The sequence below is a fragment of the Aeriscardovia aeriphila genome, from assembly GCF_002259595.1.
Lineage (GTDB): Bacteria > Actinomycetota > Actinomycetes > Actinomycetales > Bifidobacteriaceae > Aeriscardovia > Aeriscardovia aeriphila.
In genome coordinates this window covers 508,285-532,886 of sequence record NZ_MWWU01000002.1, presented here as the reverse complement: position 1 = coordinate 532,886, position 24,602 = coordinate 508,285, and the positions used below count along the sequence as shown (strand labels likewise).

Here is a 24,602-nt window from a genome sequence, read left to right as displayed (position 1 = left end):
GCAGTAGCTTGCGGTAGTTCTCAGTAGTTCACAGAGGAAGAAAACTGTTGAGATCCCTCATACCCCGGGTTCTGTCGTGCCGAAGCGCGGATGATCATCCATCTAGGCTTACTCTCACGAATAAGCTCCATCGACCTACCCGAAGACGGGACGAGCAGCCCCATTGCCTTCTATTTGGTCTTTCTCCCGACGAGGCTTGCCATGCGGTTGTTGTTACCAACAACCCGGTGGTCTCTTACACCGCCGTTTCACCCTTACCTCTTGCGAGGCGGTCTGTTCTCTGCTGCGCTATCTCTCAGGTTTCCCTGGGCAGGCGTTACCTGCCGTCGTGCTCTGCGGAGCCCGGAAGTTCCTCATAGGCTGATACACAGCCTCCGCGATCACCGAAGGATCTCAACCCTTTGAATATTCCATCTCATCTCGACAATTCAAATGTGAAGATTTCTCACGCATTACATCAGCAATTTCAGTTTTTAGTTTTCCTTCAACGCCTTCTTTGCCCTCTCCAGTGTTTCAATAACCTGGTCACACCAAGCATCAAACTCAGGATCTTGCTTCCGGCACTCAGGATGAGAATTCATATAATCGACGCAGATGCGAGCGCCTTCATCAAAACGAGTGGTGCATTTAAATTCAGGCACCAACCGCTTGATCTTCGAATTGTCGAAGACGACAGAAACAGACTTATCACCCAAAAGGCTGCCCTGATAATCATATGGTGCAACAGAGGCGAGGAAATCAGCGGAAACATGGTAGAGAACTGGCTTCACGCCCAAAGCGCGACCCACCGCTTCATAAATCTGGTTCCAGCTCAAACTTTCATCAGAAGTAATATGCACTGCCTCACCAAGAGCATGAATATTACCCATCAAACCGACAAAACCAACAGCGAAATCCTTGTTGAACGTGACAGTCCACAACGAGGTGCCATCACCTTGAACAATAACCGGCTTGCCCTGCTTCATGCGCTGTAAGATCTGCCAGCTTCCCTGGCTACCGTCAACACCGATGGGAACATTACGCTCATCATACGTGTGGCTGGGTCGAACAATAGTGACAGGGAAACCGTCATTGCGGTAAGCATCCATCAGCACACGTTCGCAGGCAATCTTATTGCGCGAATACTGCCAATAGGGGTTCGCTAAGGTAGTGCCTTCTGTAATGCGATAATCATGGTTAGGCTTGGCATAGGCCGATGCTGAGCTGATGAAAATATACTGATCCGTCATACCAGTGAACAGGCGGATATCACGCTCTACCTGCTCCGGGACGAAGGCAATAAATTCGGCAACCGTGTCAAAGTGACGGCCCTCCAACAGTTCGCGAACTTCATCCTCATTATTCATGTCAGCGACGAGTAACTCCACGCCTTGGGGGAGTTCATCATTGCGATGGCCGCGATTGATGAGTGTGACCTCCCAGCCCTTCTCCACCAAGAGGCGAGTGATAGCAGAACTAATAGTTCCTGTTCCGCCAATAAGTAATGCGCGCATTTTGCTCCTTTGCATTGCGACTTGAATCTGCCTAATGAGCAGAACTGCATGCATGCTCGAAAACCAATACACACAGTATTTCCATAATCTCACGTTAGGAAGCTTCGCGGAAGCAAATTGCGAGAAAGGCGGAAAGAAAGAAATTTTCGTGAGAAAACTGGCTGATAATCTCAAGAAATTAGCGTTTTCTTACCCAAGAGAGAGGTGTCTCTCAGTGATTTTTCAGTGAAGAAGGGGTAGGATAGAAGCAACCTGAGACAGGGAAGAGCTCAGGACCCATTCGATGAATTTTTCATCGTCCGACCAAAGGAGGTCACCATGGACATCGTTGTTACCGGTCGTCATACCACTGTGAGCGACAAGTTCCACGACGTTGTTGACACCAAGATGCAAAGAGTAGAAACGATCGCTCCTGACGTTTCTCGCATTCAGGTTGTGGTGACTCGTGAAGGAAACCCAAGCCAAGCCGACACTGCAAAGCGCGTGGAGCTGACCATCATCGCAGGCCGCGACGTGGTGCGTGCAGAAGCTTCGAGCACTGATGAGTACTCCGCACTCGACCTCGCACTGGATAAGCTGACCCTGCGCCTGCGCCGTACGCGCGATCGCCGTAAGAACCATCGTCGCGGTTTGGAGAACGTGCCAGCACCAGACCTCGCAGCAGAGTTCGAACTGCAGAAGGCTGTGGAGCGCGCTGAGAACGAAGAGCAAGCTCCGAACGGTGCTGACGCTCTGGCGAAGGAACTGGACCCAGGCGAGTCGATTGAAGTTCAGGTGGGCGACACTCCAGTCGTCATCCGCCGTAAGCTGCACATCGCAGAGCCAATGACTATCGATGACGCTCTGTACCAGATGGAGCTGATCGGCCACGACTTCTTCCTGTTCACCAACTCGGCCAATGGTCGCGCCTCGGTTGTGTATCGTCGCCACGGTTACTCCTACGGTGTGTTTGAGATTGACACTGCGGATAACCTGCGCAAGGCACGCGAAGCAGCACGTAAGGCTGCAAAGAAGGCCTGATACTTGCTTTCCCCGAAGCTGCTTGGTGTAAGGAATACGGCAGCGAAGGAAACAGATAGAGAATAATGAGCCTCTTCCTCGCCTGACGCTGTTGGGTTGAGGGAGAGGCTCATTTTGTCTGAGATTACGCAAACGCGGGTATATATGTGTCAAAGCTGATAATCTGTGAGGAAAAGTACAGAAAAATCCCCGTTTTTATTGGCATGTATCCGCGCCAGCCTTTAAGATTGGGAATGTTTGTTATCGAAGCTCGCATGGCGAGCATACGACGGGAGTGAACAGTGGCATCTCTTCTTGATAAAGCCCTGCGTGTTGGCGAAGGTCGACAGCTCAAAAAACTCCAGTCTGTGGTGGACAAGACGAACGGCTTTGAGCCGAAGATCTCCGCTCTCACGGACGAGGAGCTGAAGGCACAGACCAGCAAGTTCAAGGAACGCCTGAAGAAGGGCGAAACCCTGGACGACATCATGCCGGAGGCTTTCGCAACTGTACGTGAGGCTGCTAAGCGCGTTATTGGTCAGCGTCCCTACAACGTTCAGATTATGGGTGCCGCTGCACTGCACTGGGGTAATATCGCCGAAATGAAGACTGGCGAAGGTAAAACCTTGGTAGCAACCATGCCAAGCTACCTCAACGCACTCACTGGTGAGGGCGTGCATGTCGTGACTGTGAACGACTACCTGGCAAGCTATCAGTCTGAGTTGATGGGTCGTGTGCACCGCTTCCTCGGTTTGAGCGTGGGCTGCATTCTCACCAGCCAGAAGCCAGCCGAGCGCCGCAAGCAGTACGCTGCCGACATTACTTATGGCACCAACAACGAATTCGGCTTCGACTACCTGCGTGACAACATGGCATGGGATAAGTCCGAGCTGGTTCAGCGCGGCCACCACTACGCCATCGTCGATGAGGTCGACTCCATCTTGATCGATGAGGCTCGAACCCCACTCATTATTTCTGGTCCAGCAGAAGGCGGTGTTACCCGTTGGTACCGCCAGTTCGCTACCTTCGTGCCCAACCTTACTCGCGACGTGGATTACACCGTCGATGAGAAGAAGAAGACTATCGGCATTCTCGACCCTGGCATTGCCAAGGTGGAGGATTGGCTTGGCATTGATAATCTTTATGAGCCAAACAATACGGCTCTCATCGGCTACCTCAACAACGCCATCAAGGCCAAGGAACTCTTCCTGCGTGACCGCGACTACGTGGTGACAGGCGGAGAGGTGCTCATCGTCGATGAACACACCGGCCGTGTGCTGCCAGGCCGTCGCTACAACGAGGGCTTGCACCAGGCGCTGGAAGCCAAGGAAAACGTGGAGATTAAGGCTGAGAACCAGACTTACGCCACCATCACCTTGCAGAACTACTTCCGCATGTACGACAAGCTGTCGGGCATGACTGGTACCGCAGAAACTGAGGCAGCCGAGTTCAACAACACCTACAAGCTGGGTGTGATCCCGATCCCGACGAATAAGCCAATGATTCGCCAGGATAAGGATGATCTGATCTTCCTGTCCAAGAAGGATAAGCTCACCGCCATCATCAAGGATGTTGCCGAGCGTTACCGCAAGGGCCAGCCCGTCCTGCTCGGTACTGCTTCGGTCGAATCTTCTGAAGTGGTGTCCGTGCTTCTCGACCGCGCTCATATTCCTCACACTGTGCTCAATGCTAAGCAGCATGAACGTGAGGCAGCCGTCGTCGCCGTCGCAGGCCGTAAGGGTGCTGTGACCGTGGCAACCAACATGGCAGGCCGTGGTACCGATATCATGCTCGGCGGTAACGTCGAATTCTTGGCTGACCAGAGGCTGAAGAAGGAAGGCTACTCGCCAGAGGACACTCCGGAAGATTACGAGAAGCTGTGGGCTCCAACCTTGAAGAAGGTCAAGGAAGAGGTCAAGGCTGAGCACGAGGAAGTCGTCAAGCTCGGCGGCCTGTACGTGTTGGGTACCGAGCGCCACGAATCTCGCCGTATTGATAATCAGCTGCGCGGCCGTTCTGGCCGTCAGGGCGACCCCGGTGAGTCTCGCTTCTACCTGTCACTGGAAGACGATTTGATGCGTCTGTTCAACACCCAGCTGGTGGCTCGTACCATGCGTTCGAGCATGCCAGAGGGCGAGCCAATCGTCTCCAAGCAGGTGACGAAGGGCGTACGCAACGCTCAGAAGGCCGTCGAATCGCGTAACTATGAGATTCGTAAGAACGTTCTCAAGTACGACGACGTGATGAATAAGCAGCGTACCGTCATCTACAAGGAGCGCCAGAAGGTGCTCAAGGGCGAAGACATCTCCAAGGATATTCAGATGTTCCTGCGCCACACGGTCACCGCTTACGTGAACAACGCTCTGGTGAGCCAGAAGGATGACGCTCATCTCAACCTCACCGGTTTGTGGAAGGCGCTGGCAACTTTGTACCCCATCACCTTGGATATGAACGAGGTTGCCGCTCGCATCGCTAACGGTGGTAATGAGCCAGAGGGCTTCGACGCTTCCAACCCAGAGGATTACAGCCCAGCTAAGGGTGTGAAGCCACTCAAGCATGACAAGGCTGTTGCCCTGATTATCAAGCTGGTGGTTGAGGACGCTAAGAAGCAGTATCAGCTGCGTGAGGACGTAATGGGCGAGGACGCTATGCGCAACCTCGAATGCCGCGTTCTGCTCTCTGTTCTCGACCGCAAGTGGCGTGAGCACCTCTACGAGATGGACTACTTGAAGGACGGCATTGGCCTGCGTGGTATGGGCCAGCGCGATCCTCTGGTTGAGTACCAGCGTGAAGGCTACCGCATGTACAACTCGATGGCCGACGCCATTCGCGAAGAGACTCTCCAGATTCTCTTCCACATTGATTTGGCTGAGGCTCGTCGTGACCTCTCGCAGGAGGCTGAGGCTCTTGATGAGCTGCAGACTTCCGGCCCGCAGGATCCAAGCGAGGAGAGCTCTTCCGCTGCTTCTGCTTCTGATGCCGCTTCTGATGAGGCAGTCGAGGGTGCTGAAGCTTCTGAAGAAGAGGGAACCGAGACTAGCGCTTCGGCTCATCCAGAAGAGGGCAGCGACCCGATTGTGGGTATGCAACCTCTGAGCCACGCTGACCAGGAGGCTTCGACCAAGGAGCGCATTAGTCGCGGCTTGGCTGCTCAGGAGCACACTCCATGGTCGGATGGTCGCACCTTCCCAGGCACTCCGAAGAATGCACCGTGCCCATGCGGTTCTGGTCGTAAGTACAAGATGTGCCACGGTCAGAATGAGAAGGCTGAGAGCGGCGAGTGAGCCTGCTTCGCGCATCAGCGCGAGAGGAGAGCTTCTCAGCTGTTCATGAGATAACAAACCAAAAAGCTGGTCTTCGGGCCAGCTTTTTTGTTATCCGTCGCAGGCTTGGTTACTTCGGTGCTCTCGCTGCGGATAGGCGCTGGTTGGATCGGGTACCGGGTAGAGCGAGTAAGATGTGCAGGCGCACACATGCGCACAACACACATACGTTGAAAACGCGCACAATGTAGTTGCTTATCGATAGACTTATAATCACAAAGCTTAATGGGAACGTTAGCGGTTTTCGCAGTCGAAAATAGGCCGCAGCGTGAGAGAGGCTAGCTGGAAAGCTAGGAATTGCAAGGGAGCACTATGTACTCGTTGGGTATTGACATCGGTGGCACCAAGATCGCAGCTGGCGTGTTTGATGAAAACCACAAGCTGGTCAAGCGCACACAAGTTCCAACTCCACAGACTGCAACGGCAATCAATGCTCAGATCGCCAGCATGTACCGTGAGGCCGTTGAGGAACTGGGCAAGATCGAGGCAATCGGCATTTCCGCAGCAGGCAATGTTGCAGCAGATCGTCGCACCATGACCTTCTCCGCCAACATTCCTGCATGGATTGACTACCCACTGGCCGACCACATTGAGGAACTCATCGACCACGAAGTTCCTGTCATCGTAGAAAACGATGCTAACTCCGCCGGCTGGGGTGAGTACATCGTCGGCGCTGGCAAGGGCACTAAGAACATGGTCATGCTCACCGTCGGCACTGGCCTGGGTGGCGCAATTATCATCAACGGTCAGCTCTTCCGCGGCTCCTTCGGCATGGCCGCTGAGGTGGGCCACCTGCCCATGGTTCCTGATGGTGAGACCTGCGGTTGCGGTCTGCGTGGTTGCGCTGAGAAGTACATTTCCGGTACTGCACTCGAGCGTTTCGCCCGTTCTGCCGTTCGTCGTCGGCCTCAGAAGGGCGCTCGTCTGCTTGAGCTTTCCGGTGGCGATATCGACGCTATTCGTGGCGAGATGGTTTCCCAGGCTGCTAAGGAAGGCGATGAGCTCGGCCTTTACGCCTTCAACAAGATCGGTGAGTGGCTGGGTCGCTCCATGGCTGCTATTGCTACTGTTTTGGACCCTGACACCTTCATCATCGGTGGCGGCGTTGTCGCTGTGGGTGACCTGCTCATGAAGCCAGCCGAATACAACTTCGTGCGCTTCCTCCAGGCTGCTGCTTACCGTCCTCACGCTCAGGTTTTGGTGGCAACTGCTGGTAACGACGCTGGCATGATCGGTGTCGCTGACCTCGCCCTGCAGGAAGTCCTGAACAAGCAGAACGCTTGAGATTATCACTGCACTTCATCAGCAGAGGCTGAATGAGGTGCACTGATGGAAAGTGGCCGGAAGCTGAGCTTCCGGCCACTTTTTGTGTACTGATAATCTGGAGAAATTCAGAGGCGAGCACCAGAGTCGAAACTCTCCGTATCGCCACCAGCATATGGGTCGGCAGTGTTGGGGTAGGGGGCTTCGTCGTGACGACGAGAACCCAGCCATTCACCCAGCAGCCACAACACGCCGACAGCAAAGAGCAGGCCACCCAAGTACTGCGCAAAGTTACCGACGAGCGGAATGAGCGGGCCGAGGAAAGCAAGAACCAAGCCCACAGCAATCAGGCTCGTGCTCGTAATCGCCACGCGCGGCTGAATGCGCGCGTTTGATGAGGTGGTGAGAGTGCGCGGGTCAGGGTCGCGCTCTTCGAGCAGCTCTTCGTTAGTCAGTGGACGGTCAGGCTGCTGGCTGTGCTCAGAGCGTGACTTCTTGGTAGTGGCAATCTTGCGCTGTTTTGCTTCTTGTTTGGCCTCGCGCTTGAGTTGCTTCACGAGCTCGTTATGGCGGCGCTGATCGGCCTGGGAAGCGGCTTTCTCAAATTCTTGTGCGGTACGAGAGTGGGCAAGGTCAGAAAGGTCGGTGGAGTCGAGGAGAGCTTGCCACGCCTGCGAATCAGATGTGGCAGAAGAGTTTGCGGAAGGCTGTGAGTTTGCGGGAGAGGCGGGGCTGCCAGAAGGCTGTTGAGCACCAGATGTGGCAGATACCGGGAAAGTGTCATGAGCCGAGGTGTCGGGCTGTCGAGTTTCGTCATTGTTGCTAAAATCCTGAGTGGACATGCTCCCATTCTAAAGGAGTTTCACGTTGTGGGAAAGGCGAAGACTATGAAGAGGCCACTCAAGCTGTACTGGTTCTATATTCGAGTCTTGGGTGGATTTGCGTGGCGCCGCTTCACACCAACCGTGAAAGGCCTGGAAAATATTCCGAAAGCAGGCCCGCTGATTTTGGCAGCCAACCACTTGGCGGTGATCGACGACGCTGTCATCCCGCTGACCTTCCCGCGCATGGTGCACTACATGGCCAAGGAAGAGTACTTTACCGGTAAAGGCATTCGCGGCGCTTTCAAAAAGTTCTTCTTCACCTCGGCGGGTACTTTCCCGGTGAACCGTTCGGGCGGTGGAAAGTCAGCCGATGCACTGCTGCACGCTAAGGAGATTTTGGAGCGTGGGGAAGTGTTCGGCATTCACCCGGAGGGAACGCGCTCGCCTGATGGCAAGTTGTATCGCGGACATACGGGTGCAGCTCGTTTGGCTTTGCAAACTGGGGTATCGATTCTTCCTGTGGGCTTGATTGGCACGAATGATGCGCAGCCGATCGGCCAAGTGATGCCGAAGAAAGTTCACATTGAAATCCGCTACGGCAAGCCTATTGAGGTGGAGAAGGTGGAGAACCCCACTCATGAGCAGGTTCGCGAGCTGACCGACCAGATGATGAAGAAGATCGCCGAGCTTACCGACCAAGAGTATGTGAATGAGTACGCTCAGGTGGTGAAGAAGCGGATGAAGGAAGAGCGCGAAGCTCAGCTTGCGGCCGCGGCTGCGTCAGAATCTTCGCCAGAGGCCGCGCCAAAGGGCAACTGAGACCGCCGCGGCGACCGCTCCGCAGGGTCGCTGCAGAGACGGGATCAGAGGTTACACCAAAGTCAGAGTGATGACGGTTGGCTTGCCGTTGGTATCGCGCAGGCGTGCCTTCGTGTTGCCCGGAATCGACTGGCTGAACACCTGGTGGAGCAGTTCGCCGATCAGCGACTTCTGCGTTTTCACCTCAAAGCCCAAGGCTTCCAGCTTGCTGACCGCATCGTCTTTAGACAAGCCGATGACGTTCGGAACCGTTGCCATTTCTGGGCCGCGAGACACCACCATGGTAATCTCCGAGTTTTTCGCAACCTGCTGTCCTTCCCCAGGCTTAACGGCGATGACAGCACCTTGAGCAACGGTATCGCTAAACTCTTCGCTGACTTTCACCTTCAGGTGCGCATTTTCCAGCTCTTTCTGCGCCTCGTCGGCGAGCTTTCCGGCGACTGCAGGAATGATGACCGGCTGCGGGCCCTGAGAAACGACGAGGGAGATTGATGCCTGGTCTTTCTTGATGAAAGTGCCCGGCTGCAGGGACGTGCTGATAATCTTGCCCTTGCCGATGGCGTCAGAATAAACTTCGCTCACCTTCGCCTTGACGTGCGCGCTAGTCAGACGCGAGGAGTAGGCGCTCCACACGCTACCCTCTACTGCGCACTGGCCGGTGGCGCCTTGCAAATTCGACGGTCTGGCAGGGCTGGTCGGCGCTTTCTCGAGGTGTTGGCTGGTTTCCCCATTGGCCAAAGTTGTCGACAAAAGATTGTCACAGCTTGCGCTGATCGCAGGAATACGCAGATAACTGCCCGGGCCGGCGAGCTGATACCAGGCGTAGTAGCCGCCTGCACCACCGCCGGCGAGAAGGGCCACGACGAGAGCAGTGATAGCAACTTTGCGGCCAGTGTGCTTTGGTTTTGCCGCGCCGCGAGCCATGGCTTGGGTCGGCGCTGTGGGTTGAGTTGGCACGGAAGAATGTGTGGAAGGTGGCAGCGGGCGGGTCGCCTGCTGTGCTGAGGTTTTCGAGCTCACCACGGTTTGCCAGCGCAAGTCAGAACCGGACTGGGCCTGACGCGGTGATCTGCTTTGGACGCGTGTTGGCTGAGTGGAACTCACGCCAGTCGAGCTAGCGGCTGCGGTAGTGCTGTGCACAGGGTAAGAGGCGCTCTGCAAATCTTGGGTATTGGCGGCGCTGCCAGCACTGTTCTCGCTGTGCGCAAGGTCCGGCAATGTTTCGAAAGGCTTACGCGCTTCAGGTTGCGGAGTTTGCACCGCAGTACGCTGTGGGTATTGCGAAAAGCGTGAAGCCGACGGAGCAGGAGCGGTGGAAGCTGAAGCCTGGTGGCGTGGGGCGGCACCAGCAAGCGCAGAAAGAGCGGATGACGACGCTGGTAATCTTGAGGGATCATGCCGAAAAGCGAGCTGCTCAGAGCTCAACTCACGCTTCACCTGCGCAACAAGCTTGCCAGCAGCTTGACCATTCTGAGGCCTGCTCGCCGCCGAACGAGAAGTGAGGGTGGCCACCAACTCCACCACAAGGCGGGCAAACTGAGGGTCGATGCTGGTAAGCGAGGGAACATCCTGATTGACATGCTTGAAAACCATGGTCATCGGGTTTTCCGAGCGGAAGGGGATGTCACCCGTGAGCATTTCCCAGGCCATCATGCCCACCGAATAGACGTCGGCAGTAGGGGAAACGACGTCACTTTCCAACGTTTCTGGCGCCACATATGCGGCAGTGGCGAGCATGAGCCCCGACGTACCGGTAGTCTGCGTACTCATCATTTTTGCCAAGCCAAAATCGCCGATTTTCACAACGCCGCGAGAGGAAATGAGCACGTTTTCTGGCTTCATATCCCGATGCGTAATACCAGCCGAATGGGCGGCCGCCAAGCCATCGAAAACAGCGGTAAGAATGTTGAGCGTATCCTTCACGCTCAGCGGCGCAGAAGTTTCGAGAACGTGACGCAGATCCTGGCCTTCAACGTACTCCATGACGAGGTAGGGCAGGCCAGTAGATGTGGTGCCAGTGTCATAAACCTGAACGATGTGATTATTGGCCACACGAGCAGCTGCAGTGGCTTCCGTGTGGAAACGGCGGCGGAATTGCTCGCCGTGCTCGCCATGAGCGAGGCCCGAGTGGATGATCTTGAGCGCAACACGACGCTCCAAGCGCTGATCCATGGCAACGTAAACACTTGCCATACCGCCTTGCGCGAGAAGCTTTTCAATAGCGTAACGCCCGTCGATAATCTCACTCATGTTCATTCTTCCTATACTAACCGTGACAAGCTATTTGGCAGGCGAGGGCTGCTTCACTTCACGCCGAGCATACGCGCGCAAATTGAGCGCACTCGCTCCCAGGCTTGCTCGGAAATGGGTGACGCTTGCGGCTGGTGTTGGGCTTGAGGTTCGTCTTGGCCAGAAGCTTGAGCGTGCAGAGCGTGTTCCAGCTTATCCAAAGCCTCGTCGGAGGAATGCTTCAGCTCCTGCAAGCGCTGCCAGGAGCGTTCGATAGCTCCAGAGCGCTGGAAAATAGCCATTACTTGAGCAACATCTTCGTTGGTGCGCGCAGACTTGCTGTACAGGTTAATGAGGGTGTGGCGGTCATCCGGGTCGGCCAAAATCAGGGCGTCAGCGAGCAAAATAGTGCGCTTGCCTTCACGAATATCACCGCCGAGAGGTTTGCCCGTGGGCGGGTTCGAGGGCACAACGTCCATCAGATCATCGTGGATTTGAAAGCCGATTCCTACCGTCCTGCCAATCTCGAAGCCTGATAATCTGGCGAAATTCTCGTCAAGCCCGGCGCACAACAAGCCCAAAGTAAACGGAATGATGCTGGTGTAAGAGGCCGTTTTGCGCTCATAGACGCTCCAACAGTTAGCGACGATTTCCTCAGGATTATCAAGCGGCGTGATAGAATTCGCCTGGTCGAGAACCTGGCCGATTTCCACCTCGCGCTGCATGGTGAGCATGGCCGTCATGACGGCAGAGGCGAGCTGTGCTGCAGTTTGGGCTTGGGACTCGGCGTGAGCTTGAGGCTCAACGTGAGTTTGAGCGTGGGCTTGAAGCTCAGCATGAGTTTGAGCGTGGGCTTGAGGCTCGATGCGGGGATGTACCGCGGTTTCGACTTGGGCCTGCGAGCAAGCGTTATTCGCAGCAATCAGCGAGATAGTGGCAAAAAGATCGCCCAACATAATCGCCAGACCGCGGCCACCCACCACCTGGGAGTGCTGGTCAACACTCGTGTGGAAAAGCTCAGAATAATGCGAATATTGCTGGGCGAGGGCGACCCACGCGGAATCCTCTCCGCGGCGCAGCACAGACTCATCCATAATGTCGTCGTGAACGAGAGCTCCCGTTTGGAACAGCTCAAGCGCGCAAGCAAGGTCGAGGGCAAAAGGATCGAGCGGCTCAGAGGTAGGGGTAGCGGCGGGGCTCGAGGTGGCGTCAGAGTTATTGCGAGGGTCGCTGCGAGGGTTGAGCGCGGCAAAAGCAAGCAAACCCAGGGCTCTCAGACGCTTGCCACCCTCATCAGAAGAGTGCGCCTGCTCAGCAACAGCACGCATGAGGGCAGCCGACGGCGTGGAATCCGGGTCAGGGTAGGCCAGTTCGCTGATTAGCGCGCGCAAACGCTGGTTTACCTGATCTTTTGCACTGCTGTACCAATCCACAATGTACCTCCCGTTGGTCCCCACTCAAATCCTACTCTGAGGCGCGTTTCGCTTCCCACTCGCAACTTATCCACATTTTGAGAAAAAACATGTTCGCCCTTGCTTTCTCTGATTTCCTGAGATTATCAGTCAACCGACGAAAGGACGAGCAATGTTACCCTCTACTTACATGACTTCTGCGCTAACCTTCGTGGAGCATGCGCATAAAGAATTCTTGCGTTACACTGCAACCATCACCACTGACCCGCTACGCAGTGCCATTCAAGGGCAATCCGCGGAAAAACGGGGAGCGAAAAGCCAACCGCTGACCTCGCGAACTGGTCCGCTCTCACGAGGAGTAGAACTGTGGAGGAGCTTTGAATTCGCTGCCTACCTGCCCATTCTGCTGTGGTGGTATAGCCTCGTTCAATGCGAAAAGCCGGTAAAGCGACGTTTCAGCGAAGCACCTGTGAGCGAGCAGCAAATAGAGGACGTTGTTAAATTCGTCTCCACTAACCCCTCTTTTGATATTGGGGAGCAGGTGAGTAGGCAAGTAGGCGCACTTTTCGATGGTTCTGCCGCCGCGGATGATTCTCAGCAGGTGAGAGGTGGAGCGGGAGAGCGTATGGTTGCGTTGTTTGCTTACGCCTGCCACAATTGCCTCGCGTTTCGCGATGCCATACTGCTGTGCAACTTTACGAGCCTGACGTTCGAGCAGCTTGTTGATGTGGCGTTTACTCCACATGCGCCGACCTCTCAGCAGGCGATCACTGAGCATTTGACGGCTGCATTGAAGAAGCCTCAAGAATATCTGCTGTGCCGGGCTTCACGCGCAGTGAGTTTTCTGTTATGCGCGCTACAACAATTAGAAGGTGCAGATAGGGTGCAACCTCTCGCAATGAGTTCCTACTTGTTATGGTGGGGTGGAAGGGTGGCGGAAAGTACGGCATTAGCATTCCAAGCACTCGACCTTGACCCGCAGTGCTCATTAGCTCGTATTGTGGTGAAAGCGAATGAGGCCGGAGTTCTTGCGCATTGGAAGAGTGAACCGCACTGGCCCGTAGCCTAAGCGTGTGGGCAAGAGGCTGACGGTCCTCTCGATGGGCGAGCGAGCTCATTGAGTGTCAACTCGCGTAGGATTTCGTGGCATGGGAATAAAATAGCCTTCTTAACTGTTTATAGCCTTGGTGGAGTTTGCTTGTTACCACGAAGGTAACTGTGATGAGGAGGGCATTTGGTGACACGAGCCACACAGTCTTCAGCAAAGAAAACTGCAGCAAAGGCTACAACCAAGAAAGCTGAAGAGGCCACTCAAACAGTGGATGATTCTGAGGATGAAGAAGCTGCGAAGGCAGTAAAGCCGAAGAAGACCACACGAAAGAGCTCCAAGGCGAAAAGCACACGAGCTGCCGCTAAGGCCACCCCTGCTGACAAGAAGGAAAAGGAAGCAGAGGTTGACGACCTCGAGGACGATCGTTCTGCTGAGGACTTCGACGAAGACATGCCTCTCGACGACGGCGAAGACTTTGACTTGGATGACCTCGACCTCGATACCGATGAGGATGAGGACAACGACGACTACGACGATTCTGGCGACCTCGACGATGACTTAGACGAGGATGATGACGATGATGATTCTGTCACCGTCACCGAGTCTGCCAACGCCGAGCGCCCAACCGTCTCGTCGACTACCATTCCTGGTGAAACCATCGCCGATTACTTCGGCAAAAAGCGTAAGAAGAAGGTCGCCCAGCCAGGCATGAGCGGCGCCTACGTCGTGAGCAACGACGATGACGACGATGAGGATGTCACTCCTTCGGGCAACCCGAAGAGGCGTGTGGTGTCCTCCGGTGCTACTGCCGACCCGGTGAAGGACTACTTGAAGCAGATTGGTCGCGTTCCGCTGTTGACCGCTGCTCAAGAGGTTGACCTTTCCGAGCGTATTGAGGCAGGCCTGTATGCTCAGCACCTTCTGGACACTGAGGGTGAGGGTATGAGCTTCAAGCGTAAGCGTGAGCTCAAGTGGGCTGCTAACGATGGTCGCAAGGCAAAGGACCACCTGCTTGAAGCAAACCTTCGACTCGTGGTGTCCTTGGCTAAGCGTTACACCGGCCGTGGCATGCTCTTCCTCGACCTTATTCAGGAAGGAAACTTGGGCCTGATTCGCGCCGTCGAAAAGTTCGATTGGAAGAAGGGCTTCAAGTTCTCCACCTACGCAACCTGGTGGATTCGTCAGGCTATCACTCGCGCTATGGCCGACCAGGCTCGCACCATTCGTGTTCCTGTGCACATGGTCGAAGTCATCAACAAGCTGTCTCGCGTTCAGCGTCAGATGTTGCAGGACTTCGGTCGCGAACCAACCCCCGACGAGTTGGCAAAAGAACTCGATATGCCAGTCGAGAAGGTCGAAGAAGTGCAGAAGTATGGTCGCGAACCAATCTCCCTGCACACTCCTCTGGGCGAGGATGGCGACTCCGAGTTCGGCGATTTGATCGAGGATACCGATGCCATCGCTCCACAGGATGCCGTCAGCTTCTCCCTGTTGCAGGAGCAGTTGCGCGATGTTCTCAGCACTTTGAATGAGCGTGACGCATCCGTGATTCGTATGCGCTACGGCTTGGATGACGGCCAGTCCAAGACCTTGGATGATATCGGTCGCGTGTGGGACGTTACCCGCGAACGTATTCGCCAGATCGAGGCGAAGACGATGAAGAAGCTCAAGGAAAAGAGCAGCTTGCGTCCATTGAAGGATTTCTTGGACGACTGAGTTCGTCTGAAGGCCGGCAAACATGCCGGCCTTTGTTTTGTCATTTGCACGTGGCTAAACTGAGGCAGTCGAAAGGGTGAATAAGTGGCAACGTCTTACTCCTCGAAAAATATTGCAGTTCTCGAAGGTTTGGATGCCGTCAGGAAACGTCCTGGCATGTACATCGGAACCACCGACACTCTTGGCCTCATGCACTGCCTGTGGGAAATCATCGATAATTCCGTCGATGAAGCACTCGCCGGAGTCTGCACCAAAATCCGCGTGATTTTGCACAACGACGGTTCTGTCGAAGTGCAAGATAACGGCCGCGGTATCCCGGTGGACACCGAACCGAAAACGGGCCTTTCTGGTGTGGAAGTTGTTCTTACCAAGCTTCACGCTGGTGCAAAGTTTGGCGAGTCCAGCTACAACCAGTCTGGCGGTTTGCATGGTGTGGGCTCTTCTGTGGTCAACGCTTTGAGTTCGCGTTTCGACGTGCAAGTTGACCGTGATGGCAAAACCCACCAGATGCAATTCCACCTGGGTCATCCAGGCGTTTACACCGACACTGATCCTGCGCAGCCCAGCCCGAACTCTCCTTTTAAGAAGACGCGCAAGGGCAGGCCAACCGAGCTCGCAATTGTGGGTAGCGTTCCCAAGAAGCAGACAGGTACGCGCATTCGCTATTGGGCTGACCCGGAAATTTTCAACGCTACCGCGCACTTTGACTATGACATGCTCATCGAGCGCGTCCGTCAAACAAGCTTCCTGGTTCCCAGCCTCACCATTGAGGTGGAAAATGAGTATGCCCCTGAGGATGCCCTCCAGATTATCAATGGCGAAGTAGTCAACCGCGAGCCAGCTGACACCACCGTTTCTGGTGAGAACGCATCTACCTATGACGGTCAGTCTGCAGTTTCTGACGCGGATCAGACTGCGGATCGTGACTTGGATAACAGCGCAATGGAGAGTGCTGAGCCCGAAACCGATGAGGTGAGCACTGATAATCTGGAGGAAGACGAGGCGGTAAGTGAGACCACGAGGGCTAAAGTTGCCGGAGAAGAAGCCCACCAACTGGCCAACATGCCTCGCCTGCAGACCTTCCACCATGAAGGCGGGCTCATCGACTTCGTCGACTTCCTCTCCCACGGCGAGCCCGTATGCGACGTGTGGCATATTACTGGTCACGCCACCTACAAGGAAGAAACTCAGCAAGTCGACGCCAACGACGAGCTGCATGCAGCAACCGTGGAGCGCGATTGCGACGTCGACATCGCACTGCGCTGGACGTCCGGCTACGACACGGAGATTCGAAGCTTCGTCAACGTCGTGGAAACCCCCGGCGGCGGAACTCATGTGGACGGCTTCCTCAACGCGGTAACCAAGCAGATTCGCTCCACCATGGAAGCCAACGCACGCAAGTACAAGGTGAACCTCAAGGATAGCAACCAAAAGATCGAACGCGACGATCTGAGCGCCGGTCTGGTAGCTGTGGTTGCCGTGCGCATTCCGGAACCGCAGTTCCAAGGCCAGACGAAGGATATTCTCGGCACCGCACAGGTCAAGCCGATCGTCACGCGCATTACCAACAAGCAGTTTGGTGAGATGATCACCGGTTCACGCCGCGGCTTCAAGGTGCAAGCGCAGAATGTGCTGGAGAAGATCTCGGGCGAAATGCATGCACGCATTCAGGCACATAAGGCCAAGGAAGTCACCAGGCGTAAGAACGCTCTGGAATCAGCCGCCATGCCTGCCAAGCTCTCCGACTGCCTTTCAGGTAACGACGATATTGCTGAGTTGTTCATCGTCGAGGGCGATTCTGCACTCGGTACTGCTAAGGCTGCACGTAACTCGACTTTCCAAGCTTTGCTGCCAATTCGCGGCAAGATTTTAAACGTGGAAAAGGCGAGCTTGAACCAGATGCTTAACAATGCAGAATGCTCGGCCATCATCCAGGTGATTGGTGCTGGCTCGGGTAAGGATTTCGACCTTTCCTTGGCTCGGTACAACAAGATTGTCATGATGACTGATGCAGATGTGGATGGTGCACACATTCGCATTCTTCTACTCACACTCTTCTACCGCTATATGCGTCCGCTTATTGAGGCGGGCCATGTGTATGCTGCTGTTCCGCCACTGCACCGTATCGCTTTGACGGGTTCGCATAAAGGGGAGTTGCTCTACACCTACTCGGAGGAGCAGTTGAGCGAAAAGCTTGCCGAATTGGATAAGAAGCATATCACCTATGATCCAGATGTGCAGCGCTACAAGGGTTTGGGTGAGATGGATGCTGATCAGTTAGCAGAAACCACGATGGACCCGCGCTCGCGCTTGCTGCGTCGCATTACGATGGATGATGCCACTCATGCAGATGAGATTTTCAGCCTGCTGATGGGCGATGAGGTTCCTCCGCGCAAGCAGTTCATTGTCGATAATGCTGATACGTTCGACCGTTCGCAAATCGACGCTTGATAGTTCGGCACAGTAACAACACGAGATTATCAGCGCGCGATAGACAGCGACTGATGAAGCGATCAGGAACAGTGAGCACAGTGACGCAAGCGCCCCGCTCGGTGAGGAGCGGGGCGCTTTGTTGTGTACTGATAATCTGGAGAAATACTGAGTTTACAAGCCAAGAGTGGCGATGACTGCTGGGAGCTCGCGGCCAGAAGCGTCACGGCGCATATCAACGCTCGGCAACTCAACCGGCTGGCCGGAGGCGTCAAGGGCGTGCATCGGGAACGGAGCAACGAAAGCGTGAATCAGCTCGTCTTGACCCACCAGGAACTTTTGCACACGAACACCATGAGTTCCACGACCCTTCGTCGGGTACTGTGCCAGAGGGGTGAGCTTGGCAAAACCAGGGTAAGTGCCTGGCAGCAAGTCACGCTGACCAGCCACAGTGAGCACCACTGCGCCTTGGAATTGAGCCGGGTCAGCAGCAGGGTCAGAGGTGTCACCCGTCCAACTGAGCGCTCCAGCAGCAACCACGCTGAAAGTCAACACACGAGGAGAAGCCTCACCATTCTTGCCCTCTTCGAGCGCGATGCCCTTCATACCAGCAGAGTTGCGCCCCTGAGCACGCACCTCACTTGCCGGGAAGGTGAGAAGCTTCGCATCGGAGGTGATGAAGACAAGGCGGTCCTCATCATGGGCAAGGTAGGCGCCAACCACCTGATCCATTTCACCAGCGTCATTGGCTTTGAGCGAGATGACCGGCCAGGAGTCGAGAGTGGCGGGGATGCCATCCATGCTCCAACGTTTCACCACGCCTTGAGCAGTGCCCAGAGCGAGGCTCAGAGTGGAAGTATCCGAGCTGGGCAGTGGAATGGCAGCGACCACATGCTCACCAGCAACAGGGTCCGTATCATGCGTGTACTGCAACAGCTCATCTGCACTCACGCCATGCGCCACCGCCAAATCTGGGGTAGCAGCGACCACAGGCAAATCCATCACATTGGCCAACACCAAGCGACCTGCAGTGGTAATCAGAGCGTAACGCGAGCGCGTAGTGGTAGCAAATGCCGCGCGAACCGCATCATGAGCGGCACGAGGAGTGGAGGCGTCGCGGGTGGAGAACAAGTCCATCGCCGATTCACCCATCCTGGCAATCTGGCCGTCTGCGCTCAACACGACAGTTGCAGGAGCGTCGTCGATTTGCAAAACCTCCGAAGCATCCTGGGTTTTCAAGGCTTGAGAGACAGCAGCGGTGTCAATCACGGTGAGGTCGTGAGCGCCATGCGGTGCAGAAGCGGCAGGAGGAAGGCCGGCGCCCAGAGCATCGGCGCCAGCAACTCCAGCACCAGGGGCAGTAGCTGCACCACCTAAGTGAGCACCAGCAAGCGAGCCCTGATCTGCGACGAGCGCACCCTCATCACTCATAATTACCGTGCGACGAGCGTCACCATAAGCCTTGGCGGCCTGATCCATCTCCTCAATCACGACGTTATCGCGCTTCTCATCTGAATCGAGAATCTCCTGCAGCTCCTCGATCGTGCGGCGCAGATCATCACGCTCCGCCTCGAGCTCGATACGGCTCATCTTCGTCAAACGACGCAACTGAAGGTCAAGAATGTACTTCGCCTGTACCTCGTCCAGGTCGAAGACAGCCATCAAACGTTCGCGAGCAGCCTCCGGATTCTCCGACGAACGGATCACCTGAATAACCTCATCAATGTCGACGAGGGCACGCAGCAAACCCTCCACCAAGTGCAAGCGCTCCTGCGCCTTACGCTGTCGGAACTGAGAACGGCGAGTGATGACGTCACGACGGTGGTTAATCCACACCTCGAGCAGCGCCTTCAAACCCAGAGTGTGAGGCCTACCATTCACCAAAGCCACGTTGTTAATGGTAAAGGGGCTTTCCAAAGGTGTGTTGCGGTAGAGTTGGGCGAGCACAGCGGCCGGGTCAAAGCCCGACTTCACGCTAATCACCATCTTCAAACCATTGGTACGATCGGAAAGGTCGACAGCGTCAGAAATACCGTCGAGCTTCTTCTCCTTCACGCACTGACCGATACGCTCCAACACCTTTTCAGGGCCGACCATATAAGGAAGTTCGGTGATAACAATGCCCTTTTTGCGCGCTGTCACGTTTTCCACGTGGGCGCGAGCGCGGGTCACAAAGGTGCCCCGTCCAGTCTCATAGGCTTCACGAATACCCGATTGGCCCATAATCACACCACCGCCTGGAAGGTCAGGACCAGGAATGAAGCACATCAGCTCATCGAGCGTGGCATCGGGGTAGAGCATCACATGCTTGGCAGCAGCCACCACCTCACGCAGATTGTGCGTGATCATATTCGTGGCCATACCCACGGCAATACCCTGAGAACCGTTGACCAAAAGGTTCGGAATAGCCGCAGGCAACACATCTGGCTCGCTCAGCTTGTTGTCGTAGTTAGGGGAGAAGGGCACGGTTCCCTCATGAATATCAGCATTCATGGCCAGCGCCGCCGCTGCTAATCTTGCTTCGGTGTAACGAGATGCTGCAGGGCCGTCATCCAGCGAGCCGAAGTTACCGTGACCATCGACGAGAGGCAAGCGCATGGCAAAAGGCTGAGCGAGGCGAACCATTGCCTCATAAATCGAAGAATCGCCGTGAGGGTGGAGCTTACCCATCACTTCGCCCACGGCTCGAGCGGACTTCATGTACGGCTTATCCGGTGTCAGGTGCATTTCACCCATCTGGTAGATAATGCGCCTCTGCACGGGCTTCATGCCGTCTCTCGCGTCAGGGAGAGCGCGCGAGTAGATCACCGAGTAGGCGTACGCCAGGAAGGACGTATCCATTTCGGTTTTCAGCGGCGTATCGACGATCCTCATTTTCACCTCGCGAGGGTCGTACGCTGCTTGGGTTGGCGAATGCCTTTTGCTTGCCATAGCTCTCCTTTCGTGCGTCTGCTATTCTCTCACACTTGGGCGAAAGCTGAAACCGAGTTTCATTGTGTACTCAGGTTGACCCGTGTTGGAATAATAGAGGCATGTGCGCAACGGAAAATCCAACTGATAACGACAACAGCTCTCTCGACACCAGTTCTCACAACAACGCTCTCAAGGACTCCACTTCTCATAGCAACCCTCAGAACCTCACCAATTCGACCCCCACCAATTCCCATGACGCCCGCATCCCCGCCCCTCAAGGTGTAATCGACCAAACACCCGTGTGGGACCTTGCCGGTAGCTCGTACTCCAAGTACCGCACACTTTCCGCTATTCTCCCCGGCCTGTCCTCAGCGCTCGGCCACCCTGTTGCCACGGCGACGCAGACTGACCCACAAACCTGCCAGTCTGCTTTGGCTATTCCTCGGGTTTCATCCGCAGTGGTAATCCTGGTGGATGGTTTGGGCTATTTCAATCTGAAGGCAAAGCGCGAACATGCGCCTTTCCTCGCCTCGCTGCTGGGGGATGACTCTTCGTTTGCTGAACAGGATAAGACTCATAGCCTGCGCACCTGCTACCCTTCGACGACTACCGCCGCATTAGCAACATTGGGAACGGGCACTTGCCCTGGTCTGACGGGAATGTTGGGTTACACGCAGCTCAACCCTCGCACCCATCGCATTACCCAGATGATCAAGTTTAAAGGCGCGATTCCGCCGGCCGATTTGCAGCGCGAGCCGACGGTTTTCGAAAGATTATCAGCTCAGTCAGTTCGCGTGAGCAATGTGAGTTTGCCTGAGTTTAAGGGCACGCCTATGACGGAGGCGTGCTTGCGCGGCGCGGACTTTGTTGCCGAGAACAAGCTGGACAAGCAGGCACAGAAGGTGGTGGAGCTTGCCGGCCAGCCTGGCCTTACTTACTGGTATTTGCGCGAGGTTGACAAGGCTGGTCACCATTATGGTTGGTTTTCTCGCGAATGGGCGCAGGCCCTCGAGCAGGTTGATAATCTTATTCACACTGTTGCGAACAGCTTACCGAAAGGTACTTTTTTGTGCGTGAGTGCCGACCATGGCATGGTAGAAACTGACTTAACGCGCCAGATTGACATTGCCAAGAATCCTGCCCTTCAAGACGGTATTCAGCTGGTTGCAGGTGAGCCGCGCGCGCTGATGCTGTACATGAAGAAGAGTGCGTCAGTTGATGCGGTGGTTCAGCGCTGGCGGCAAGAGGTAGGCAAAGTTGCCACGGTGATGAGCAAGCAAGAGGCTATTGATTCGAGGTTGTACGGCTATTCGACGCCGCGTATTGAGGAAATGTTGGGCGATGTACTCGTGTATTGCCATGAGGATGTGACGATTGTAGATTCGCGCTTCCAAAAGCAGCCGGCGATGCAGATGCCAGGTGTTCATGGTTCGATGACGCGCTTGGAGGCGACGATTCCGTGGCTCACGATGCTCACTGAATAGAACGTATAGAAAGGCAGGGGAGAGGAGCAAAAGAATAAAAAACGCAGTGCTCATCTCGAAAGGTGACAAGCACTGCGGCTAAGCGAAGCGACAAAACAGCAAGGGATTACAAGGAAACGTGTGAGTCAGCAAGCTGATAATCTCAAGCTATTCGAAAGCTATTTTTGGTCGCCGAAAATAATATCATCCCAAGAAGGAATGGCCGAGCGACCCTTATGAGCGTTCTTCTTCGCCTTCTGCAGCGAAGCAGTGCTCAAAGCCTCCTCCTCAGCAGTCGTGGGGAAGAGAGCTGCGGCGTCAGAAATATGTTCCTCAGAAGGCTCCTGCACCTCAGCTGTTGCCACAGCAGTCTCGATGGCCACCGGCTGAGAAACGCGGGTTTCATCGCCGCGAGCTGAAGCAATGCCAGCAGCGTCAGAAGTGGTGTGCGCAGAAGCCTGGGACGACGAGCTTGCTGAACCCGAAGCTTGAGGTGCGGAAGTCTGAGAGTTGCGGCTTGACGTTGAGCCAGAAGCCTGGCCGTCAGTTTGAGTGCCAGTTTGAGTACCAGCGGCAGAAGCCTTTGCAGAGCTTGCCGCAGACTGGGCGTGCGAGGTAGAAGAAGTGGAAGCAGCCTGGCCAGAAGCTTGAGAAGCGCCAGCCTGTCCACCCGCACGAGAAGTACGGCCCGACACGCGGGAAACCGGGGTACTCGGCTCAGCTATGACATCCGGGTCAGTGTCGCGAGTCAGAGGGCGAACGAGCTGAGCAGCAGCGGGGTCCAGCGGGTCAACATGGTTATCGGAGAGGTTCCAATTCCAACGAGCGCGGTAGAGAATATCGGAATGCTTGTACGACAGCTGAATCTGCCACGGCTCATGTACCTTACGCCACGCATTCCACCGCAAGGAAGTCATATCCACGCCAGCAGCCTGCAGCTGGTCAGCAATCAGGCGCTGTGTAGAGCGAGTGCCGTTATCGGTAGCCAAGCGCACGTTGAGGAACTGGCTGATGGCGAAACGCTTCTCCTGCTCGACAGACTGAGCGTAATGGCGAACGGTTTCCACGTCGATGCCGTACTTGCTGGCCACTTCCTTGAAGGATGCGCCCTCGCGAACCATCACCTGAATTTCGGCGAGAGGCAAAGTCTGTTGCAACGGCTTCTGAGCGGAGACGCGAGCCTGCTCAATGATGTCGCGAGCACGAGTTACGCCCTTCTCAAGCTCGGTTGTCAAAGGAAGGGTCAGCTTCTCTGCTGCACCACTCGTGCCGTTCGAGGCGAGGGTGAGAATAATATTCCCCTTGTCATCAACGTGATCGAATGACACGCTGCGCAGCACCACAGGGTTTTCTGCCTGCGATGGCGTGCTCTCCGACTTCTCGTTCTCATTCAACTCGCTCATATCCGTCCCTTTTCCGCTGAAACACAACGTTTTCGCACGCTTTCCTGCCTCCAACCTATGCCAGGGGGGGGTAAGCCTGTGAAGGCCTGGCTCATACGAACACATTCTTCTTACACTTTAGCCTGAAGCTTGCCTCTTTTCTTTGTAGGGTGGAGAAAATATACTATCTGCGCGTAGAGTTACGGACAGGCTTTCAATGGGAGAGCTTGGTTCGCGGACGAAAGGAACCGCTATGGCCCAGGATTACGATCAGCCTAAGGACAAGGACGAAGAGGACGACGACGAGGCTGCTGTTGCCCAACTCTCCGGCGCTAGCAGCGATAACGATGGCTCCATTGACGGTGATGACGACGAAAACGCCATTGCTGATTCTTATGAGCTTCCCGGCGCTGACCTGAGCAACGAAGATTCATCCGTCACTATCATCCCAACCCAGCAAGATGAGTTCATCTGCGGCAACTGCTTCCTGGTGAAGCATCGCAGCCAGCTCGCTTACACCGACGAAAACGGTCAGCCAATCTGCAAGGAATGCGCTGAGGAGATGGCTGAGTGAGCTCGCAAGCCACTGCACCACTCACCGCGTTAATGAGTGATGGGCCAGAAATTGTTCCTGTGCTCATCACCGGCGTGGACGATAAAGAGCCTGCTTTCATCCCTTCCTATGAGCATGAGGGTGATGCCGGCGCCGACTTACGCTCTGCTATCGATTTCGACATCAAGCCGTTTGAGCGCGTGTTGGTCCCTACTGGCATTTGCCTGGCGATTCCTGATGGTTTCGTCATTTTGGTTCACCCTCGCTCAGGTTTGGGCTGGAAGAAGGGCATCACGCTTCCGAACGCTCCGGGGACTATCGACTCGGGTTATCGCGGTGAGATCAAGGTGCCGCTGGTCAACCTTGATCCCACGCACACCTGGCATTTCTCCCAGGGCGATCGCATAGCCCAAATGGTAATCCAGCGTTATTGGCGAGGCTCTTTTGCCCAAGTTTCAGCACTTCCGGACTCGCAGCGCTCCCAGGGAGGTTTTGGCTCGACAGGAGTTCAAAACTAAGGCCGGCCCTGAGGCTTGGATAACTGGAAAGTACTGGCTTGGCTGGTCAGGCTCCAGCATCGCTCAAGATTACCAGAACGCATTTGTCACTCACTCCTGAGCACGCGTGCTCAGGAGTTTCTGCTATTTGTCACAAAACACGTGAAATCGCGTAAAGTTAAGAACGTTAGAGGACCTGAGGGATGGAGGAAACGATGAGCGAGGAAGTAGAACA

At 55.3% G+C, this 24,602-nt stretch carries 16 protein-coding genes and 1 other RNA gene; 10 read left to right on the top strand and 7 right to left on the bottom strand.

Features of this window, described 5'->3' with window-relative positions; all coding sequences use genetic code 11:
* Positions 1–44: 44 nt before the first annotated feature.
* Positions 45–396, bottom strand: an RNA gene (gene rnpB, locus AEAE_RS03310) — RNase P RNA component class A.
* A gap of 77 nt (positions 397–473) precedes the next feature.
* Entirely contained in the window at positions 474–1,493 is a 1,020-nt protein-coding gene (locus AEAE_RS03305; protein ID WP_094689709.1) for an SDR family oxidoreductase, read from the bottom strand.
* Positions 1,494–1,811: 318 nt separating this feature from the next.
* Between AEAE_RS03305 and hpf the strand changes: the two genes are divergently transcribed.
* The 3 genes from hpf (at position 1,812) to AEAE_RS03290 (ending at position 7,099) form a co-directional block, all read left to right on the top strand.
* Positions 1,812–2,513, top strand: coding sequence for a ribosome hibernation-promoting factor, HPF/YfiA family (gene hpf / locus AEAE_RS03300; RefSeq protein WP_094689708.1), 702 nt, complete (start codon positions 1,812–1,814; stop codon positions 2,511–2,513).
* A gap of 281 nt (positions 2,514–2,794) precedes the next feature.
* Positions 2,795–5,776, top strand: a complete 2,982-nt coding sequence (gene secA, locus AEAE_RS03295; RefSeq protein WP_094689707.1) for a preprotein translocase subunit SecA — start codon at positions 2,795–2,797, stop codon at positions 5,774–5,776.
* 351 nt (positions 5,777–6,127) lie between these two features.
* The gene (locus AEAE_RS03290; RefSeq protein ID WP_094689706.1) at positions 6,128–7,099 is read left to right on the top strand and encodes an ROK family glucokinase; all 972 of its coding nucleotides are present in this window, start codon (positions 6,128–6,130) and stop codon (positions 7,097–7,099) included.
* Between the two features lie 107 nt (positions 7,100–7,206).
* On the opposite strand, the gene AEAE_RS03285 is transcribed toward AEAE_RS03290, so the two are convergent.
* Positions 7,207–7,920 (bottom strand): AAA family ATPase, encoded by a 714-nt coding sequence (locus AEAE_RS03285; RefSeq protein ID WP_094689705.1) that lies wholly within the window; start codon positions 7,918–7,920, stop codon positions 7,207–7,209.
* Positions 7,921–7,965: 45 nt separating this feature from the next.
* On the opposite strand from AEAE_RS03285, the gene AEAE_RS03280 reads away from it, so the two are divergent.
* Positions 7,966–8,721 (top strand): lysophospholipid acyltransferase family protein, encoded by a 756-nt coding sequence (locus tag AEAE_RS03280; RefSeq protein WP_094689704.1) that lies wholly within the window; start codon positions 7,966–7,968, stop codon positions 8,719–8,721.
* Between the two features lie 51 nt (positions 8,722–8,772).
* Here the strand turns inward: AEAE_RS03280 and AEAE_RS03275 are convergent, their stop codons facing one another.
* A complete protein-coding gene (locus tag AEAE_RS03275) occupies positions 8,773–10,971 on the bottom strand; it encodes a protein kinase domain-containing protein (protein WP_158520482.1) in 2,199 nt (732 codons plus the stop codon).
* Positions 10,972–11,024: 53 nt separating this feature from the next.
* On the bottom strand, positions 11,025–12,383 hold the full coding sequence (locus tag AEAE_RS06780) for a polyprenyl synthetase family protein (RefSeq protein ID WP_158520481.1): 1,359 nt from the start codon (positions 12,381–12,383) through the stop codon (positions 11,025–11,027).
* Positions 12,384–12,552: 169 nt separating this feature from the next.
* Here AEAE_RS06780 and AEAE_RS03265 point away from each other — a divergent pair, with 169 nt between their 5' ends.
* The 3 genes from AEAE_RS03265 to AEAE_RS03255 all read left to right on the top strand — a co-directional run bounded on the left by AEAE_RS03265 (position 12,553) and on the right by AEAE_RS03255 (position 17,580).
* Positions 12,553–13,431 carry a hypothetical protein gene (locus AEAE_RS03265; protein ID WP_158520480.1) on the top strand — a complete coding sequence of 293 codons (879 nt, stop codon included), beginning with the start codon at positions 12,553–12,555 and terminating at the stop codon, positions 13,429–13,431.
* 168 nt (positions 13,432–13,599) lie between these two features.
* A complete protein-coding gene (locus AEAE_RS03260) occupies positions 13,600–15,129 on the top strand; it encodes an RNA polymerase sigma factor (RefSeq protein ID WP_094689701.1) in 1,530 nt (509 codons plus the stop codon).
* Positions 15,130–15,213: 84 nt separating this feature from the next.
* A complete protein-coding gene (locus AEAE_RS03255; protein ID WP_094689700.1) occupies positions 15,214–17,580 on the top strand; it encodes a DNA gyrase/topoisomerase IV subunit B in 2,367 nt (788 codons plus the stop codon).
* A gap of 153 nt (positions 17,581–17,733) precedes the next feature.
* Here the strand turns inward: AEAE_RS03255 and AEAE_RS03250 are convergent, their stop codons facing one another.
* A complete protein-coding gene (locus AEAE_RS03250; protein ID WP_094689699.1) occupies positions 17,734–20,490 on the bottom strand; it encodes a DNA gyrase/topoisomerase IV subunit A in 2,757 nt (918 codons plus the stop codon).
* Between the two features lie 101 nt (positions 20,491–20,591).
* Here AEAE_RS03250 and AEAE_RS03245 point away from each other — a divergent pair, with 101 nt between their 5' ends.
* The gene (locus AEAE_RS03245) at positions 20,592–21,956 is read left to right on the top strand and encodes an alkaline phosphatase family protein (RefSeq protein ID WP_094689698.1); all 1,365 of its coding nucleotides are present in this window, start codon (positions 20,592–20,594) and stop codon (positions 21,954–21,956) included.
* A 158-nt stretch (positions 21,957–22,114) separates the two neighbouring features.
* Here AEAE_RS03245 and sepH read toward each other — a convergent pair whose 3' ends face one another.
* Entirely contained in the window at positions 22,115–23,338 is a 1,224-nt protein-coding gene (sepH, locus tag AEAE_RS03240; protein ID WP_094689697.1) for a septation protein SepH, read from the bottom strand.
* A gap of 232 nt (positions 23,339–23,570) precedes the next feature.
* Between sepH and AEAE_RS03235 the strand changes: the two genes are divergently transcribed.
* Together AEAE_RS03235 and dut are read left to right on the top strand one after the other, a co-directional pair.
* Positions 23,571–23,891: a DUF4193 family protein gene (locus tag AEAE_RS03235; RefSeq protein WP_094689696.1), complete on the top strand. Its 321-nt coding sequence runs from the start codon at positions 23,571–23,573 to the stop codon at positions 23,889–23,891.
* Positions 23,892–23,923: 32 nt separating this feature from the next.
* Positions 23,924–24,388 carry a dUTP diphosphatase gene (gene dut / locus AEAE_RS03230; protein WP_094690095.1) on the top strand — a complete coding sequence of 155 codons (465 nt, stop codon included), beginning with the start codon at positions 23,924–23,926 and terminating at the stop codon, positions 24,386–24,388.
* Positions 24,389–24,602 lie beyond the last annotated feature (214 nt).